Origin of the sequence: Cytobacillus sp. Bva_UNVM-123, assembly GCF_046351715.2 — a bacterium.
GTDB lineage: Bacteria > Bacillota > Bacilli > Bacillales > Cytobacillaceae > Cytobacillus.
This window is the reverse complement of the sequence record NZ_CM177772.1, coordinates 3,343,333-3,359,667: the sequence shown is the minus strand read 5'-3', so window position 1 is coordinate 3,359,667 and position 16,335 is coordinate 3,343,333. Positions and strand designations below refer to the sequence as shown.

Below are 16,335 nucleotides of genomic sequence, written 5' to 3'. Positions count from 1 at the left end.
ATCCGTCTAATAATGTGGGGTAGGGAGATCCATTAATTCTATAATTCTACAAAATTAATGTTAAATGGGATTTGATTTTTTGTAAAAAAAGTATTAAGATAAGGTTTGATTTAAATGGAAACATCCTTAAATTGGAAAAAGGAACAAACATTTCCGTATCTGTTCTTAACAAAACAGGGAGGGTATTTATTAAAATGAAAAAAATTAACTGGTCAAAGGTTTCGCTCATTGGGATAGCGACATTATTGCTTTGGCTGAAGACGTACATTGCCTATAAAACTAGCTTTGAAATAAAAATAGAAAATTGGCGGCAAGAGTTTATCTTATTCATTAATCCATTAAGCTTTTTGCTTTTCGTTTTTGGAATTAGCTTGTTTATGAAAGAAAAGAATCGTAGTCGATATATTTTGATTACAAGCTTTTTCATATCCTTAGTATTGTTTGCGAATGTTGTTTTTTACAGATTCTTTAATGATTTTTTAACCATTCCAGTACTATTTCAAACGAGCAATATGAGTGATCTCGGAAGCAGTGTAAGTGAATTATTAAGCTTTAGTGATTTATTATACTTTACCGATTTCTTTATTTTAGTGTTAATTGTTTTTCTTAAACCTAAGTCTGCTACATATCATCAATTTTCGAAGGTTGATCGAAGAGCTTTTTTCTTAGTTGCGATCGCGATTGCTTTCTTTAATTTAGGTTTAGCTGAAACAGAACGGCCACAACTTCTAACAAGAACGTTTGATCGAGAAATGCTTGTTAAAAACATCGGTACTTACAATTACCATATTTATGATGCCTTTTTGCAATCGAAATCATCTGCGCAAAGGGCTATGGCTGATGGTAGTGAATTAGTTGATATAGATAACTATATTCATGCTAATTACAAGAAGCCGAATGATGAATTGTTTGGAATTGCCAAAGGGAAAAATATAATCATGATTTCAATGGAGTCCACACAAAGCTTTGTAATTAATGAAAAAGTAAATGGACAGGAAATTACACCGTTCTTAAATGAATTTATTAAAGATAGTTATTACTTTGATCATTTTTATCATCAAACGGCTCAAGGTAAAACATCTGATTCAGAATTTATTGTTGAAAACTCACTTTATCCGTTAAGTCGAGGAGCGGTATTCTTTACACATTCCGGAAATGAATATGAGGCAACTCCTGATATATTGCGTGGCAAAGGATATTTTACTGCTACACTTCATGCGAATAACAAAAGCTTCTGGAATAGAGACATTATGTATGAGTCGCTTGGATATAGTCGGTTTTATTCACTGCCTGATTATGAAGTAACGGATGAGAATTCAGTTGGCTGGGGCTTAAAGGATATTGATTTCTTTGAACAGTCTATCCCACATTTAAAAGACATGCCAAAACCTTTTTATGCGAAGTTTATTACATTAACAAATCACTTCCCATTTGAATTAGGTGAGGAAGACCAATTTATAGAACCATATACATCGAATGATAAAACCGTTAACAATTATTTTCCGACGGTTCGGTATACAGATGAGGCATTGAAGGTTTTTGTTGAACGATTAAAAGAAGAAGGCTTATATGAAAACTCAATTATTGTCCTCTATGGAGATCATTATGGAATTTCAGAAAATCATAACAAAGCAATGAGCGAGTTTTTAGGGGAGGAAGTAACTCCGTTTGTTAGTACACAATTACAAAGAGTTCCATTTATTATTCATATCCCTGGGCAGGAAGGCAAGACAATATCGAAGGTATCAGGACAGATTGATATAAAACCTACTCTTCTTCATTTGCTCGGAATAGAAACAAAAGATAATTTTGATTTTGGTTCAGACCTTTTCTCTGAGGATAGAATGGAATTTACGGTTTTACGTGATGGCAGCTTTATTACAAAAGATCATGTTTATACGAAAGATATTTGTTATGACAAAAAAACAGGTGAACCAACTGATGTGTCAGCTTGTGAACCTTATATTGAGAAAGCCAGAAACGAATTGGAGTACTCAGATAAGATTATTTATGGTGACTTATTAAGATTTTATGAAAATAAGGATTATTTGAATCAAGATCTCTTTCATAAACAAGATACGGAATAAATTCAAGGAAAGTAAAGAAAAAGCCTGCGAAGTATGCAGGCTTTTTTTTCTTATTGCCGAGGAAATGATTTTAACGCCTCAACGGGTTTTGTCACAGTATATTATTAACTTTAGTTTGAGAATGAGTGAACTTCTTCCTGTTCTATGATAAATTATAATTAGCTAGATCGATCGCCTTACCTGCTTACAATAGCTGAAAATGGTGAATACCTTAGCTTCTAAACGGAATGAATTTCATCTTCCTCTCATAAGAATAAAAGGATGAGAGGAGGAGACAATGATGAGAGTTAAAGTGCGTGCAGGTGATACGCTCTGGCACTATAGCCAAATATTTATGATCCCATTAAATTTACTGATTGATTCGAATCCAACAGTAAATCCATCATCTTTAGCGATTGGTCAACAGATCGAAATACCAGGATATACTGTACAAAAATATACAGTGAGGAAAGGCGATAGCTTATGGAAGCTTAGTGAAGGGAGAAATCTATCAGTTGATGCCTTACTCCTTCTTAATCAAAATGTAAACCCAAATCAATTGAATATTGGGATGACAATTCTCATACCAAATCGGATTATTTCCCTAATTGTAAATGGGAAAAGAAATTACAATTTCGCAGCAGTAACGGAGGATATTCAAAAGCTTAAGGATGTATATCCTTTTATTAAAATAAATACGATTGGTAAGTCTATTCTCGGAAAGCAAATTTACGAAATTAAGCTTGGGAAAGGAACGAAGAAGGTACAATTCAATGCTTCCTTTCATGCTAATGAATGGATTACCTCTAGTGTATTAATGGGGTTATTAAATTATTTTCTTTTATCTTTAACGAATGCTAAACCGATAAGAGGTTTAACGATGATGCCATTATATAATATGGTTGATTTATCGATCGTCCCTATGGTTAACCCTGATGGTGTTGATTTAGTTATCAATGGTCCTACTCCTGAGGTAAGTGAACAAGTTATTAAAATTAATCGAGGGAGCCATAATTTTTCTGGATGGAAAGCGAATATTAGAGGTGTAGATTTAAATGATCAATTTCCAGTTAAATGGGAGGTTGAGAAAGAAAGAGGAGAGAAAGAACCTTCACCTAGAGATTATGCGGGAGAAGCCCCTTTAACTGAGCCAGAGAGCATTGCAATGGTAAATCTGGCCAGAAATAATCGTTTTGATCGCATGCTTGCTTTTCATACACAAGGGGAAGAGTTTTATTGGGGATATGAAGGATTAGAACCTCCAGAGTCAAAGATTTTAGCCAATGAATTTTCTAGAGTAAGCGGCTATAAAGCGGTGCAATATATAGATAGCTATGCTGGCTATAAAGATTGGTTTATTAAGGAGTTTCGTCATCCAGGCTTTACAATTGAAATGGGAAAGGGAATTAATCCGTTGCCATTATCACAATATGAAGAAATATTCGAAGAAGTGCTCGGTATTTTCCTTGCAGCTATGTATATGTAATCGGGATTAAATGTCATATATTCAATGAGGAGAGGTCGGCGGTTGGCCGATTTTTTCTTTTTGACTTGTTTTTCCGTAAAATATGAAACAATTTAAGAGGATTAACGTACTAATATTATGGAGTAGAAGGGAGGGGCTAAGTTGGAGCAGACAAAAATATGGCGGAATCGAAAAGTTCTTTTTTTATGTGCATTCCTCTTTTTAATTTCGAGTTTGCTTAGTGGCTGTATGACAGAAAAAAATGTAGAGACGCATTCTGGCTCTAAACTAAACCTGCCTTTCGAAAAAAAAGAGATTCCCCATTTATTTACTGGTAGCGAAATAATTGCCCCCTTGCAAATGGGACAAGGTCAATTCAATACGATAACAGGCTGGTTAAATAATGAAACGATTCTTTACTTAATGAATGTTGATTTTGGTTCTAATTTATATACATATAATGTTCATACAGGAATAACGAAGTTAGTATATGAAAGTGAGGCACCTATTGCCTCAGTTATAGTCAATCCATTTGGAAGCAAGATTTTGATTCATGCTGCTCCAACAACTTATGAGGGACTTATTACAATTATTGATATAAATGGCAAGGAATTAATGAAAGAAAGGCTTGAGGCATTCGATTTTGTTTTTAAATGGAGTCCTTATAATGAAGATTTACTATTAATTTCTCTGTTTACGGAGAATTGGGATTTTTCTATGGTTAAGGTAAATATCGCCGAAAGTCAAATGACCAATGTTCCATTAAAAGAACCGTTTGTCTATTGGTTAAATGAAGATGACCTGCTTTATTTAGATTGGAGCAATGAAAATGCAACGCTGCTTGCTCCATTAATGAAGAAGTCATTAACGAATATGAATGAAGGAAAAATGCTAAATCAAGTTTATCATGTAGAATCGATAAAAAACTTTTTAATGACGATAACGGTTAAACCGGAGCAAAAGAAAGAAGCTGTTTATTCTTTTCTTCGCAATGATTTTCAGGAATTATCATCTTTCACTATTCCTCATTTAACAAGATTTTCTGATTGGCTCATACCCTTTTTTGACTTCGATGAAGAAAATCATTTTCTTACATTTAAACCGCTTTATAGTGCAGCTGCGGATGAATATCAAGAAGGATTTCAGCTAATTTCATTTGATTTTATAAAAGGGGAAATGAAAGTACTTTTCGAGGATTTGAAAAATGAACCTTTAAGCTGTGCACCAAATGGTGAACTTTGCTTGTACGGTTTTTATTATGAAAAACTCCTTGATATGAAAACAAAACAAGTAATACCTCTTATTAATATTGAAAAGTAAGGGGTGTTTGACCTAGATTTTCTTTTAGCTAGAAAAAAATGAAGACAAAAAAGGAAAGGAACCTTGAAAATCGGTGTCCTTTCCTTTTTGTCATATTGGAACCTATATCTTTGAAGTTGGATGAGTGTCTAGCTCCAGCGCCTAGCGACTAGTAAACTTCCGACGCACAGGACGTGCTAGTGCAGGCATTGCACAGGACGTGGCGTATTTTGCCTGCACTCCCTCTCCCTACGATAAGTCAACATCGTCCTCGTTATCACTCGTCGTGTTTCCTTTATCTCAGTCGAGGTCAGTCCAGTTTATACGCCGCTGACCGAGGCGTTTTCGCTTTTCTTAGCTTACTGCTGGATATCCGCTTTTAATTAATGTCATTAAAGCAAAACCACCGAATACAAGCAATGAGCAGGCTGCTAATACAAAGCCAAGGAAGTTTTTATTCTTTAATGCGCTAATTGCACCAAATGCAGCTAGTACAGCTACAAGTGCAAAAATGATAACTAATCCCATAATAAAATAGCCCCCTTATACAATCATAGTATTGTTCGTTTCATTTACATCTAGTATGTAATTTTTTTTACATTCGTATTATATTCTATCGGTTTTTCTTGTATTTGTCGAGGTCCAAAAATGACACTTCTATGTCGTATATTCACATGATTATATTTCCTTCCTATCCGGCATGAAAATCGTGTAGAATAATAATTATATTCATCAACTGGAGGTGTTGATAATGGAATGGAGTCAAATTCCATTAGGTCCTTTACAAACAAATTGTTATGTATTGTCATTAGAGAATAATACCTGTTTAATTTTTGATCCTGGTGAGGAAAGTGAAAAGCTAATAAGCTTTATTCAGCAAAAACAGTTAAAGCCATTAGCGATAATTCTTACTCATGCCCATTTTGACCACATTGGAGCAGTTGATGATATTCGAGGTGAATATAGCATTCCAGTGTATGTTCATAAATTAGAGGCAGATTGGCTAGTAGACCCGAAGTTAAATGGTTCATTAAAATATGAAATGATTAAGACGGTCAAAGGGAAGCCAGCAGATCATTTAATAGATGCTGAACAAGAAATGATGATCGGTGATTTCCGTTTTCAAATTCTTGAAACTCCGGGACATTCACCAGGCAGTATTTCATTATATTTTGATGAGGCTCAGCTGCTTGTATCGGGTGATGCGTTATTTAATGGCAGCATAGGTAGGACCGATCTGCCTGGAGGAAATTATAATCAACTATTAAAAAGCATACATGAGAAATTATTAGTATTACCAGAAGAGACGATTGTTATGTCTGGTCATGGATCAGTTACGACAATTGGCCAGGAAATGGATACAAACCCATTTTTACATGGATTTTAATCTTCGCATAGAAAAGCCCTTCTCATAAGAGAAGGGCTTTTCTGGGGGATGTTCTATTCAAATAATGGGAGGGGATATAGTTTTACTACTATAAATATAGTATAACACCGTTATTACCGTGTCAATAGTAATAATGAGATAAAGGAGTATTTTATGAAAAAGTTTTTAACTGATTATATTATGAAAAAGAATGGTTGTACGATCACATATGCTGATTTTATTTCACAAGTATTATATCATCCGGAGCTCGGCTATTACATGAAGGAAAAGGTTAAAATTGGTCGAGAAGGTGATTTTATTACATCTAGTAATGTATCTAATATTTATGGACAAGCCGTTGCCAAATGGTTTTATAAATATATGAATGAGCACAAGCTTCCACCTTTTGTATGTGAAATAGGAGCTGGGACGGGGCGGTTTGCTCAAGCTTTCATCGAGGAATGGTCCAAATTAACATCACAAACACTCAACTATTTCATCTTAGAGGAAAGCACATATCATCGTCTGCAACAGAAAAAGATAATCACATTCAATGAAAATATTCGACAAATCGAAAATCTTGCCGATATATCACCGTTTAATGGAATGATCTTCTCAAATGAATTATTTGATGCCTTTCCGGTACATGTCATCGAAAGACATGGTGATATATTGATGGAGGTTATGATCACCGTTCAGAATAATGAACTCGTTGAAAAGCTTGTCCCATTAGCGGATGAAAGAATTTTTTCCTTTCTTGCTGAAAGTGGATTACAATTAGTTGATCGCCAAAGAATAGAAATTCCGTTACAAATGGAAGAAATGGTTCATGAGATTGCCAGCACAATGGAGAAGGGAATTGTGCTGACGGTTGATTATGGCTATTCAAATGAAGAATGGCGAGCACCGTGGAGAAAGGATGGAAGCTTACGAGGATATTACCAGCATCAGCAAATCAATAATGTCCTTTTACACCCCGGAGAAATGGATATTACGAGTCATGTTCACTTCGATTCATTAATCCGTATGGGCACAAATTCTGGATTAATTTTTAATGAAAAATGGCGCCAGGATGAATTTTTATTAACATCAGGAATCATCGAAGAACTCCAAGAGCATTACGATCCGAATCCTTTTTCAGAAACGAGTAAAAGAAATAGAGCGATTCGAAGTTTAATCATGCCAACAGGAATGAGTTCAGCTTTTCATGTCATTCTGCAAACAAAAGGAATTTAGGAACATTTTAAAATGAAGACGACTTAAAAAATTTAAAAAAATAAAAAAGCGATGAGTTTCATCGCTTTTTTATTGAGTAGTTTGAAGTTTTCTTAATGTCCTGCACCTGGTACCATCATAAAAGTTGTCCAGTAAGTGAAACCGACGAAAAACACCGTCAAATATGCTCCGAAGACATATAAGTACATACGTTCTGTCAGCTTTAAATAGCTTAAAAGTACGAAAAATCCAGTTTGAACAAAGAAGATTAAAGATGTTGCATACATGCCCCCTATGAAGAACATGACGGCAAAGATTCCTGTCCAAAATCCACATACTCTGAACATACGATCCATATGTATCCCTCCTTTTACCCCTGTAAGTACATCATTACATATTATAAGTACATCATTTCATATTATAAGTGAAATGTGCAACAAAAGTAAATAACTCTTTGTTGCTACTTTGTGACGATCGCATGATATGAGCATGAATCACAGCCACTAATCATATTTTCCTTCTCCACTAATTCAATGGATTCAAATAATGACTCAAACATTCCCTTTAAAAATTCGAAATGCATATTGCAGACAGATTCAGAATGCTCCATCGCCACTTCTTTAAAAGGACAGTTGTAAATTTGGAAAAAGATTTTTGTTTTGTCATCATTTGATTCAAATTCTGGATAAAAACCTGCCATTGTTGCTGCGTTTTTCAAAATATTTAATTTCTGTTCGAAATTAAGATCTATTCCGATTTGATAAGCACTGTTCTTTTCTTGCTCAATCAATTCTTGACCAAACTTTTTACCAGTATCATATAATGCTTGTTTCCCAACCTCTCCTAAAGAGATCATTGTTTGGATCGTGATTTTTGAAAGCAATTGATAATCACGATACGGGAAATTAAGCTGTATCACATCATCAGACAAACGATAAAGTCTGCTAGGTCGACCGCCTTTTCCTGTTTTTTGTGTGTCAGAAACAAGCATATTTACATCTTCTAGCTTTGAAAGATGCAGTCTCGCTACGTTCGGATGAATTTCGAAATTTTCAGCGATTTCCTGTACAGTTACTTCTTTATGTGTCTTTGTAATGTATTGATAAATATAAAAGCGTGTTGGGTCAGATAATACATTTGTAATTTTTAATGTTTGTTCCACCTAGATCACCTCGGGACCGGATAATGACTCTATTATAATATAGGTATTAAATGTTAACACTGTTATCACTATAAGTTTATAAAATGTTCACAATTATTGCTATTAAAATTTGACACAATCTGTTTTTTATTAACTAAACGACATTATTTATCAAGACGATAGATTTCTCTTATTAATAAGGACAATGAATGTCATGCTCAATAAATTTTTACACGTAAATAATTTGTCAAATCAATACAGTAATTGTATAATAAAGTGGAATAATTTCCAAAAGGTGGTGTTATCTTCAATTGAACACAATTGAAAAACTTGCAGAACGAATTATTAAAGATGCCGTTCGGAACCACGCCTCAGATATCCACATTGTCCCCCGTAGGAAAGACACCCTCATTCAACTTCGATTATCAAACAAGCTTATTCCCAGACTTTATCTCCCAAAGGAGGAATGTGAGCGACTTATTGCACATTTTAAATTTACAGCCTCGATGGACATTGGTGAAAAAAGACGGCCACAAAGCGGTGCTTACTCTTATTTTATCGACGAGAAAATCGTTGGACTTCGTTTTTCAACTCTCCCTTCAGCTCATCGTGAGAGCCTCGTTATTAGAATCCTTCAACAGCAAGAACAAATACCCTTTTATCAAATATCCTTATTTCCTGGAATGACACGAAAAATGCTTGCCTTATTAAAACATGCCCACGGATTAATTATTTTTACAGGGCCGACCGGTTCTGGCAAAACAACGACTCTATACTCCCTAATAAATGAAACTTCCCATCTTTTCAACCGCAATGTAATCACGCTTGAAGACCCAATAGAAAAAGAAAATGATCTCGTTTTACAAGTTCAAGTGAATGAAAAAGCAGGAGTTACTTATGCGACTGGTCTTAAAGCAATATTAAGGCATGATCCTGATATTATTATGGTCGGTGAAATTCGCGATGCGGAAACAGCAAAGATTGCAGTACGTGCTGCGCTAACTGGTCATTTAGTACTTTCAACTATGCACACTCGTGATGCGAAAGGGGCCATATACAGGTTAAGTGAATTTGGGGTGAATTTTGTCGAAATTCAACAGACGCTAGTAGCGGTAACCGCACAAAGGCTAGTTGAGTTAACATGCCCGTATTGTGAAAATGAATGCTCAGCCTTTTGCTATTGCTATGGAAGATGGAAGCGGGCGAGTGTTTTTGAACTGCTGGCAGGTAGAGCATTAAATGCAGCGATGAAGGAAGCGAAGGGAGAAGATGTATTCGTTCAATACAAGACATTAAAGGACATTATCAAGAAGGGAATTGCGCTTGGCTATATAAAAGATTCTGAATATGACCGGTGGGTGGTTGATCATGAACAAAAATAAATGGACACTTCATGAGCAAAGTCTTTTCTTAAAAAGAACAGGTGAGCTTCTAATAAGAGGTTATCCACTTTCTGAGGCAATTGAATCCATTAGTTTTCAACTTCCGAAAAAAAAGAAAGCAGAAATGAGTCAATCGCTTGCAGATTTAAGGGAAGGTTATCCCTTTCACCAAGTTTTAGCAAACTTAAAGTTTAATCATCATTTAATTGGCTACGTATACTTTGCAGAACAGCATGGAGGACTTGCAGCAGCTTTCCAAGAAGGAAGCGAGATGATGCTTAAAAGGCAAGGGGATTTTGAAAAATTAAAAAAGCTTCTTGTTTATCCTCTCTTTCTAATCCTCATGACAGCGATATTATTTACATTCGTTGATCACTTAATTTTACCGAGATTTTCCTCCTTATTTACTTCTATGAAGCTAAAGCCAAACTTCTTTACAAAAGTAGTTTATATTTTCGGCGATATCATTCCTTATGTGTTGGCAGGGTGCGGAATTATGTTCCTTGCCATTCTCTTCTTTTATATTTTCAAATTTCGAAAATACTCACAAATAAAGCAAAAGCAAGTTCTTGTTTCTTTCCCTGTTTTTGGGGATTTTCTTCGATTATTTTTTACTCACTATTTTTCAATACAATTAAGTTATTTATTAACTGGCGGTTTATCCATCCATGAAGCACTACGTTTATTTGAAAATAATGATAAGCAGCCATTTTATAAGCAGTTAGGTGAAGAAATTAAACAAGGTTTGAAAAGAGGGGAGGGACTAGAGGAGATATTAATCACTTTTTCATTTTTCGAAAGAGAACTAACGCACATCATTAGACATGGACAGAAAAATGGAAAGCTTGATTCAGAGCTATATTTTTTTAGCAGACATTGTTTGAATCTCATTGAAGAAAAGACTGAAAAATTACTTAAAACGGTTCAACCATGCTTATATGTATTCATTGGATTTTTAATTGTTTCGATGTATCTAGCTGTATTATTACCGATGTTTCATTTATTGGAGGGATTTTAAAAATGAGAGTAGGAAATGAAAAAGGTTTTACACTTATTGAAATGATGATCGTTTTATTAGTCATTTCTGTTTTGTTAATTATTACAATTCCAAATGTTACGAAGCATAATTCAAAAATAAACAATAAAGGCTGTGAAGCTTTTGTGCAAATGGTTCAGGCACATGTTCAGGCATATGAAATTGATAAAAGAAAAAAACCAGCTTCTATTCAGGCATTAATTGATGAAGAATATTTAAATGAAGGTGAAAATACATGTCCAAATGGAGCGAAAATAACGATTTCAGCGGATGGAAGAGTATTAGCAGAAGAAGCAATGGGCGAAAAGCAGCCATAGTAAACACTCGAGAGCAGGGATATACATTAATTGAATCTCTTATTGTTTTAAGTGTTTTCCTCGTTATTGCCTCTATATCAGCTTTTTTAATAAAGCCTCAACTTCTCTTCTTGGAAAGACAACTTTTCCTAAATCAACTAAAGGCAGATTTATTTTATGCGCAGCAGTATGCCATTTCCCATCACCATGAGGTCTATGTCTCCATTGTACCTGAACAAAATATGTACTATTTAAGGGGAAGAGTAGCTGATGGATTTCTCGTAAAAAGGGAAATTCCAAAAGAGATTAAAGTTGTTTCTGGATCACAAAGTCTCAATTTTCAATTTCAACCTGACGGAAATATTAATAAATTTGGTTCTATTTATATCCTAGTGGGAAAAGAAAGATATCGGATGACATTTTTGATCGGGAGGGGCAGATTCTATGTTGAAAAAGAATAAAGGTTATTTTTTAGCTGAACTGCTCTTAACATTATCGGCTTGGCTCGTAATAGCAGGGGTCATGGTTCCTTTAATTATGAAGACAATGAATCATTCTATTGCCACAAAACAGGAAAATACAGCTGTTAAGCTACTATATGAAACCTTATTGAACGCAAAAAAAGATGGGAGAATTCCACTTTTTGAAACGGTGAGTATGGATCAAACTGATTATGAGGTCGTGTATGAACAATCTAATGGACAAGCCATAATGGAGGTTTGTGTTCAATATGAAAATGTACTTAAAAGGACAATTAAAAAATGTGAGTTTTTTTAATAATTCTGGATTTACAATGCTTGAAATGCTCTATGCATTTTCGATTTTCCTCATTATCATTGCTTTTTTTCCAATTAGCTTTACGCTTCTCTTTCACAATGAACGATTTGATGCTGCCGCGCAAAATATGGAGTGGAATGTATTTATAAATCAGCTGAAAAAGGAAATACGTTTAGCTGATGAAGTGCACGTATCAAATGGAAGGCTGCTTTTAAAGAAAAATGGACAAGATGTTCTTTATGAAAAATATCGAACGAGTATTCGTAGGAGAGTTGATTATTCGGGACATGAGGTAGTCCTCCAAAAAATCGACACCGTACAATTTGAGAAAATAAAAGATGGAGTGAGGATAACCGTGAAAAATAATTTTTCTGAAACATTTACTGCCCCAGTATACTCCTATCTTGAATTGGATAAATCCCATGATCCGTAATGAAAAAGGGTTTACCTATCCACTTACGTTTTGCGTGATTCTTCTTTTTTCTGTTTTATTAACAGTGTATATAGAACAATTTTTAGCTGAGAAACGGTTATATAGAGAAGCTGAGACCGTTTTTAAACAAGAGTATTATTTCTTATGCTCTGTCATTCATGTGGAAAACGAAATGCAGCAGCTAGATGAGAATGCTCTACCGACTGGAAATCTCATATTCACGGATGGGGAGGTTGAATATGGAGTTGAAAAACTTACTGATAATCAATTTAAAGTTTCATTTAATTTACGAATGGAGGATTTACCAATCGTATTAGGTTTCGGCTATTATGACAAAGAAGTAGGGAAGATGATAAAATGGATTGAAAAAAACTAAACAGGGGAAATGATATGAAATCGATCTTTTTAATCGGATTTATGGGAGCTGGAAAAACGACAATTGGGAAAGAATTAGGGGAATATTTAGCATTCCCAGTTTTGGATATGGATGCAGAAATTGAATTACAAGAGGAAAAAAGTATTAACACCATTTTTGAGCAGGATGGTGAAGCGTATTTTCGTATGCTGGAAACAAAAATGCTTCAAAACCTTCACAGTGAAAATACGATCATTACCACTGGGGGAGGAGTTGTGACAAGAGAAGAAAATCGGAAGCTCCTCAAAGAAAAAGGCAATGTGTTTTTCCTGTTTGCTACTCCTGAAGAAATATTGATGAGACTTGAACAAGATGAATCTCGCCCATTATTAAAAGGTGATAAAGAGCAAAAAATTAAAAAGCTATATGAAGAGAGAATGACGTTTTATCAGGAAACGGCTGACTACGTTATTGATACATCAGGAAAAGAAGTTGTCGACATCGTTAGAGAAATCGTACATTGTTTAAAACTTTCCTAGCAGGGCATACTTTAAGTTGAAACAGCATTGTGGGGAATGAGGTGTAATCATTGAATACAAATGATTATGTTAAATATATTACACAAACGGTTATCAAATATATTGACCAGCCAAAGGAAGAGCGAAAACGGCAACATATCGAGAAAAAGGAAATGAAAGAACCCTTTCTGTTAAAATGGTTTGGGATTCTTCCATATATTTTTTACGATCAAGTTAAAAGGAAGTACAGAAAGAAGAGACCTATATAAAGTAGGAATTAAATATTTTCAAGCTAAGCTGCTTTGCTAAGCTCCTTCGGAACAGATTGTTTGTTCCGAAGGAGTTTAGCTTTTTTATTTTTAATAAGAAAGCATAAAATTTTTGAAGTTGGATGAATGTCTAGCCCCAGCGCTTGACCAAGGCACTTACCCTTTTCTTATTAAATAGCCAAATCTGTTAAATAAAATAATCCACCATTGACAATTGAAATTGAAATTTTGGGTTCATACTGCTCTTTCAATGCGGCTTTTTCAATCTCATAAACTTCTCCTTTTTCGTCCAGCTCTTCATAAAAATGTTCAAGCAGTGTTAAATCTTTATCCCATCTTGCTCTTGCAGCCTCTGCCCAAGAATGATCCTCTAACTCAAGCTGCTCTTTAAGAAATTTCTCCACTCTTAACATCCCGCTTTTTGGCATGATGAGAGGCGAGATGGTAAAGGAGTAATCTGGAATTTTTCGAGTAAGCTTTAATTCTAGTAGCTTATCATGAAAGTTTTCAATCATTTGCCCATTAATTAGTTGTAAACCGATTGATTTAAGTACATCTCGCTTTCTGTCACTTTGATAAGAAATGCGGATATTCATCCCAAGCCATGGTTTTAACGAGGTTTGCGTGACAGGAGAGCGCTGCTGCTCTTCATATAAGCGAATAAAACCGGCAAGCTTTCGTGTTGAAGCGAAAATTTGGTGCAATCTAGGGGAGCCGAAGTGAATAATTTCTCCTTTTAAGTCTTTTGGAGCTAAATTAGGCTCTGTAATGAGCGTAAGGCTCATTGGATTTGGAGTGCCACCAGTTTTCTCTAAATAATGCCAATAAAACGGGCGATTCATCAGTTCTTTATCTAAGTCAATCGTTAATTCTACCGATAGAAATCCTGGACCATTATGGATGATTGTACAGCCATTTGCTTGAAAGTATCGTTCGAGAAAATTATGAATTTCCTGTTGCTGCATTCATCTCACCTTCCCTTAGCTCTTCAGCAAATTGAATCATGGCCGTTAAATTGTCCATCTTAATTTTCATTTCGCCTTCAGAACTGGAATTACCGAAAATATCAACTAAATAGTCTTCAAAATTTCCGAAATCAAGTTTTGTTAGAATATCATCTAAATCACCTATTACTTTTTCAAAAAGATGAATTTTCTCGTATAGTAATTTTAAAATATGCTCTTCAACAGTATCTTTAGTGGCAAAGTTAAAAATATGCACATCCTTTTCTTGACCAAGGCGATGAATACGACCAATTCTTTGTTCCAGCCTCATTGGATTCCATGGCAGATCAAAATTAATAATATGATTGCAAAATTGCAAGTTAATCCCTTCGCCACCAGCTTCAGTTGCAATCAGAACTTGGGCATTCTTCTGGAACAACTCTCTCATCCAATCTTTTTTTCCTCTTTTAAAACCACCTCGAAAAGGAACAGATGTAATATTATGCTGTTTCAGAAACCATTGCAAATACATTTGTGTAGCACGATATTCGGTGAAAATAATCACTTTATCATTAATTTGTTTAATTAGTTCAAGTGCTTTCACGGCTTTTGAATTTTTTTGTACGGTTTCGATGATTGCCATTAAATCATGGATTTTTTTTTCGAATTGTTTCGTTGGATTTTCTTTTCGAGCGAGCATATTTTTTAATGTAAAAAAAACAGCTTCTCTACTGCTGCATGCCTCCCTCTGAAGGGTCATGATTGAAAATGAACTTGAGCTTTGCCAATTTTCATCTCCACGCAGGCTTAAAATAGCGGTATATAATGCTCGTTCCTCAGGGGAAAAATCGATTGGAATCGTTTCGACCGTCCGTTTTTTCCATTGGATGCCTGTATCCTCTCGACGATTTCGAATCATTACTTTATTCACAAGTGCTTTTAAACGCTCATCATCATTTAAGCTTCGTGAATCCTTGTGATATTTCTCGTAGAAAACGGATTCACTCCCTAAATGACCGGGCTTTAGGAGAGAGACTAAATTGAAAATCTCGCTAATCCGATTTTGAATAGGTGTTGCAGTTAATAATAAGCAAAATTTCTTTTTTAAGTTTTGAACGAACTCATAGTTTTTCGTTTTATTATTTTTCAGTTTATGTGCCTCATCAATAATAATTAAATCATAGTCTTGTTTATAAATAATATCGCGATGGGGATTGCGTTTAGCTGTATCGATTGAAGATATGACGACATCACATTGATCCCAAACATAGCTTTTTCGCTGTATGACCGCAGGGATGAAGAATTTCGTGTTTAGCTCAAAGGCCCATTGTGTAACGAGTGAAGCGGGTACAAGTATCAATACTTTTTTTACAAGTCCGCGAATCATATACTCTTTTAAGATCAATCCAGCTTCAATCGTTTTTCCTAATCCGACTTCATCAGCGAGAATTGCCTTTCCATTCATGTTTTCGACAACTTGCTTTGCCACTTCCAATTGATGTGGCAAAGGCGTAAGTCCTGATAAATGCTTTGGGGCTTGTAATCCCTCAAATTCAGGAATGATCGTATGACTTTCTGCCTCCATTGTTAACTTATAAAGTTCCCAACATCCCCAAGGCCCATCCTCCTCTGTCCGTTTTAAAAAATCGTTTTGCCAGAGGGACTCAAATTTGATCTGTACAGGCATGAAAACAACTCCTTGCTCAAAAGCAATTCTAATGGTAGGATTAGAATAGCTTTGAAAGTTTTGAAATTTGCCACATTCATTTGTTT

Annotated in this window: 19 protein-coding genes; 14 read left to right on the top strand and 5 right to left on the bottom strand. The window is 35.0% G+C overall.

Features of this window, described 5'->3' with window-relative positions; genetic code table 11:
• The first annotated feature begins 194 nt into the window (after positions 1-194).
• The 3 genes from KDN24_RS17250 (at position 195) to KDN24_RS17240 (ending at position 4,851) form a co-directional block, all read left to right on the top strand.
• A complete protein-coding gene (locus KDN24_RS17250) occupies positions 195-2,087 on the top strand; it encodes an LTA synthase family protein (protein WP_409972322.1) in 1,893 nt (630 codons plus the stop codon).
• Between the two features lie 280 nt (positions 2,088-2,367).
• Positions 2,368-3,552, top strand: coding sequence for a M14 family metallopeptidase (locus tag KDN24_RS17245; RefSeq protein WP_409972486.1), 1,185 nt, complete (start codon positions 2,368-2,370; stop codon positions 3,550-3,552).
• Positions 3,553-3,693: 141 nt separating this feature from the next.
• The gene (locus KDN24_RS17240; RefSeq protein WP_409972323.1) at positions 3,694-4,851 is read left to right on the top strand and encodes a YqgU-like beta propeller domain-containing protein; all 1,158 of its coding nucleotides are present in this window, start codon (positions 3,694-3,696) and stop codon (positions 4,849-4,851) included.
• A 333-nt stretch (positions 4,852-5,184) separates the two neighbouring features.
• On the opposite strand, the gene KDN24_RS17235 is transcribed toward KDN24_RS17240, so the two are convergent.
• Positions 5,185-5,358: a DUF2759 domain-containing protein gene (locus tag KDN24_RS17235; RefSeq protein WP_409972324.1), complete on the bottom strand. Its 174-nt coding sequence runs from the start codon at positions 5,356-5,358 to the stop codon at positions 5,185-5,187.
• Between the two features lie 223 nt (positions 5,359-5,581).
• On the opposite strand from KDN24_RS17235, the gene KDN24_RS17230 reads away from it, so the two are divergent.
• Together KDN24_RS17230 and KDN24_RS17225 are read left to right on the top strand one after the other, a co-directional pair.
• Positions 5,582-6,217, top strand: coding sequence for an MBL fold metallo-hydrolase (locus tag KDN24_RS17230; RefSeq protein WP_409972325.1), 636 nt, complete (start codon positions 5,582-5,584; stop codon positions 6,215-6,217).
• Between the two features lie 153 nt (positions 6,218-6,370).
• The gene (locus KDN24_RS17225; RefSeq protein ID WP_409972326.1) at positions 6,371-7,432 is read left to right on the top strand and encodes a class I SAM-dependent methyltransferase; all 1,062 of its coding nucleotides are present in this window, start codon (positions 6,371-6,373) and stop codon (positions 7,430-7,432) included.
• A gap of 92 nt (positions 7,433-7,524) precedes the next feature.
• On the opposite strand, the gene KDN24_RS17220 is transcribed toward KDN24_RS17225, so the two are convergent.
• The gene (locus KDN24_RS17220; RefSeq protein WP_409972327.1) at positions 7,525-7,767 is read right to left on the bottom strand and encodes a DUF2626 domain-containing protein; all 243 of its coding nucleotides are present in this window, start codon (positions 7,765-7,767) and stop codon (positions 7,525-7,527) included.
• Between the two features lie 104 nt (positions 7,768-7,871).
• Positions 7,872-8,573 (bottom strand): helix-turn-helix transcriptional regulator, encoded by a 702-nt coding sequence (locus KDN24_RS17215; protein ID WP_409972328.1) that lies wholly within the window; start codon positions 8,571-8,573, stop codon positions 7,872-7,874.
• Positions 8,574-8,863: 290 nt separating this feature from the next.
• Here KDN24_RS17215 and comGA point away from each other — a divergent pair, with 290 nt between their 5' ends.
• From comGA to KDN24_RS17170, 9 genes are read left to right on the top strand one after another with little or no spacing between them, the layout of a single operon-like run.
• On the top strand, positions 8,864-9,934 hold the full coding sequence (comGA, locus tag KDN24_RS17210) for a competence type IV pilus ATPase ComGA (protein WP_409972329.1): 1,071 nt from the start codon (positions 8,864-8,866) through the stop codon (positions 9,932-9,934).
• A complete protein-coding gene (gene comGB, locus KDN24_RS17205) occupies positions 9,921-10,952 on the top strand; it encodes a competence type IV pilus assembly protein ComGB (RefSeq protein WP_409972330.1) in 1,032 nt (343 codons plus the stop codon). Before comGA ends, comGB begins: the two co-directional genes overlap by 14 nt.
• A gap of 2 nt (positions 10,953-10,954) precedes the next feature.
• Positions 10,955-11,287, top strand: coding sequence for a competence type IV pilus major pilin ComGC (gene comGC / locus KDN24_RS17200; RefSeq protein WP_409972331.1), 333 nt, complete (start codon positions 10,955-10,957; stop codon positions 11,285-11,287).
• Positions 11,206-11,727, top strand: a complete 522-nt coding sequence (gene comGD / locus KDN24_RS17195) for a competence type IV pilus minor pilin ComGD (RefSeq protein WP_409972332.1) — start codon at positions 11,206-11,208, stop codon at positions 11,725-11,727. Before comGC ends, comGD begins: the two co-directional genes overlap by 82 nt.
• Positions 11,711-12,043 (top strand): phosphatase, encoded by a 333-nt coding sequence (locus KDN24_RS17190; protein ID WP_409972333.1) that lies wholly within the window; start codon positions 11,711-11,713, stop codon positions 12,041-12,043. Before comGD ends, KDN24_RS17190 begins: the two co-directional genes overlap by 17 nt.
• The gene (gene comGF, locus KDN24_RS17185) at positions 11,997-12,476 is read left to right on the top strand and encodes a competence type IV pilus minor pilin ComGF (protein WP_409972334.1); all 480 of its coding nucleotides are present in this window, start codon (positions 11,997-11,999) and stop codon (positions 12,474-12,476) included. Before KDN24_RS17190 ends, comGF begins: the two co-directional genes overlap by 47 nt.
• Positions 12,466-12,852 (top strand): competence type IV pilus minor pilin ComGG, encoded by a 387-nt coding sequence (gene comGG / locus KDN24_RS17180; RefSeq protein ID WP_409972335.1) that lies wholly within the window; start codon positions 12,466-12,468, stop codon positions 12,850-12,852. The genes comGF and comGG overlap by 11 nt, the downstream gene beginning before the upstream one ends.
• Positions 12,853-12,866: 14 nt before the next feature.
• On the top strand, positions 12,867-13,370 hold the full coding sequence (locus tag KDN24_RS17175; protein WP_409972336.1) for a shikimate kinase: 504 nt from the start codon (positions 12,867-12,869) through the stop codon (positions 13,368-13,370).
• Between the two features lie 50 nt (positions 13,371-13,420).
• Positions 13,421-13,618 (top strand): YqzE family protein, encoded by a 198-nt coding sequence (locus KDN24_RS17170; protein WP_409972337.1) that lies wholly within the window; start codon positions 13,421-13,423, stop codon positions 13,616-13,618.
• Positions 13,619-13,788: 170 nt separating this feature from the next.
• Here the strand turns inward: KDN24_RS17170 and KDN24_RS17165 are convergent, their stop codons facing one another.
• Positions 13,789-14,583 (bottom strand): YqhG family protein, encoded by a 795-nt coding sequence (locus KDN24_RS17165; RefSeq protein WP_409972338.1) that lies wholly within the window; start codon positions 14,581-14,583, stop codon positions 13,789-13,791.
• Positions 14,561-16,249 (bottom strand): DEAD/DEAH box helicase, encoded by a 1,689-nt coding sequence (locus tag KDN24_RS17160; RefSeq protein WP_491348095.1) that lies wholly within the window; start codon positions 16,247-16,249, stop codon positions 14,561-14,563. Before KDN24_RS17160 ends, KDN24_RS17165 begins: the two co-directional genes overlap by 23 nt.
• Between the last annotated feature and the right edge of the window lie 86 nt (positions 16,250-16,335).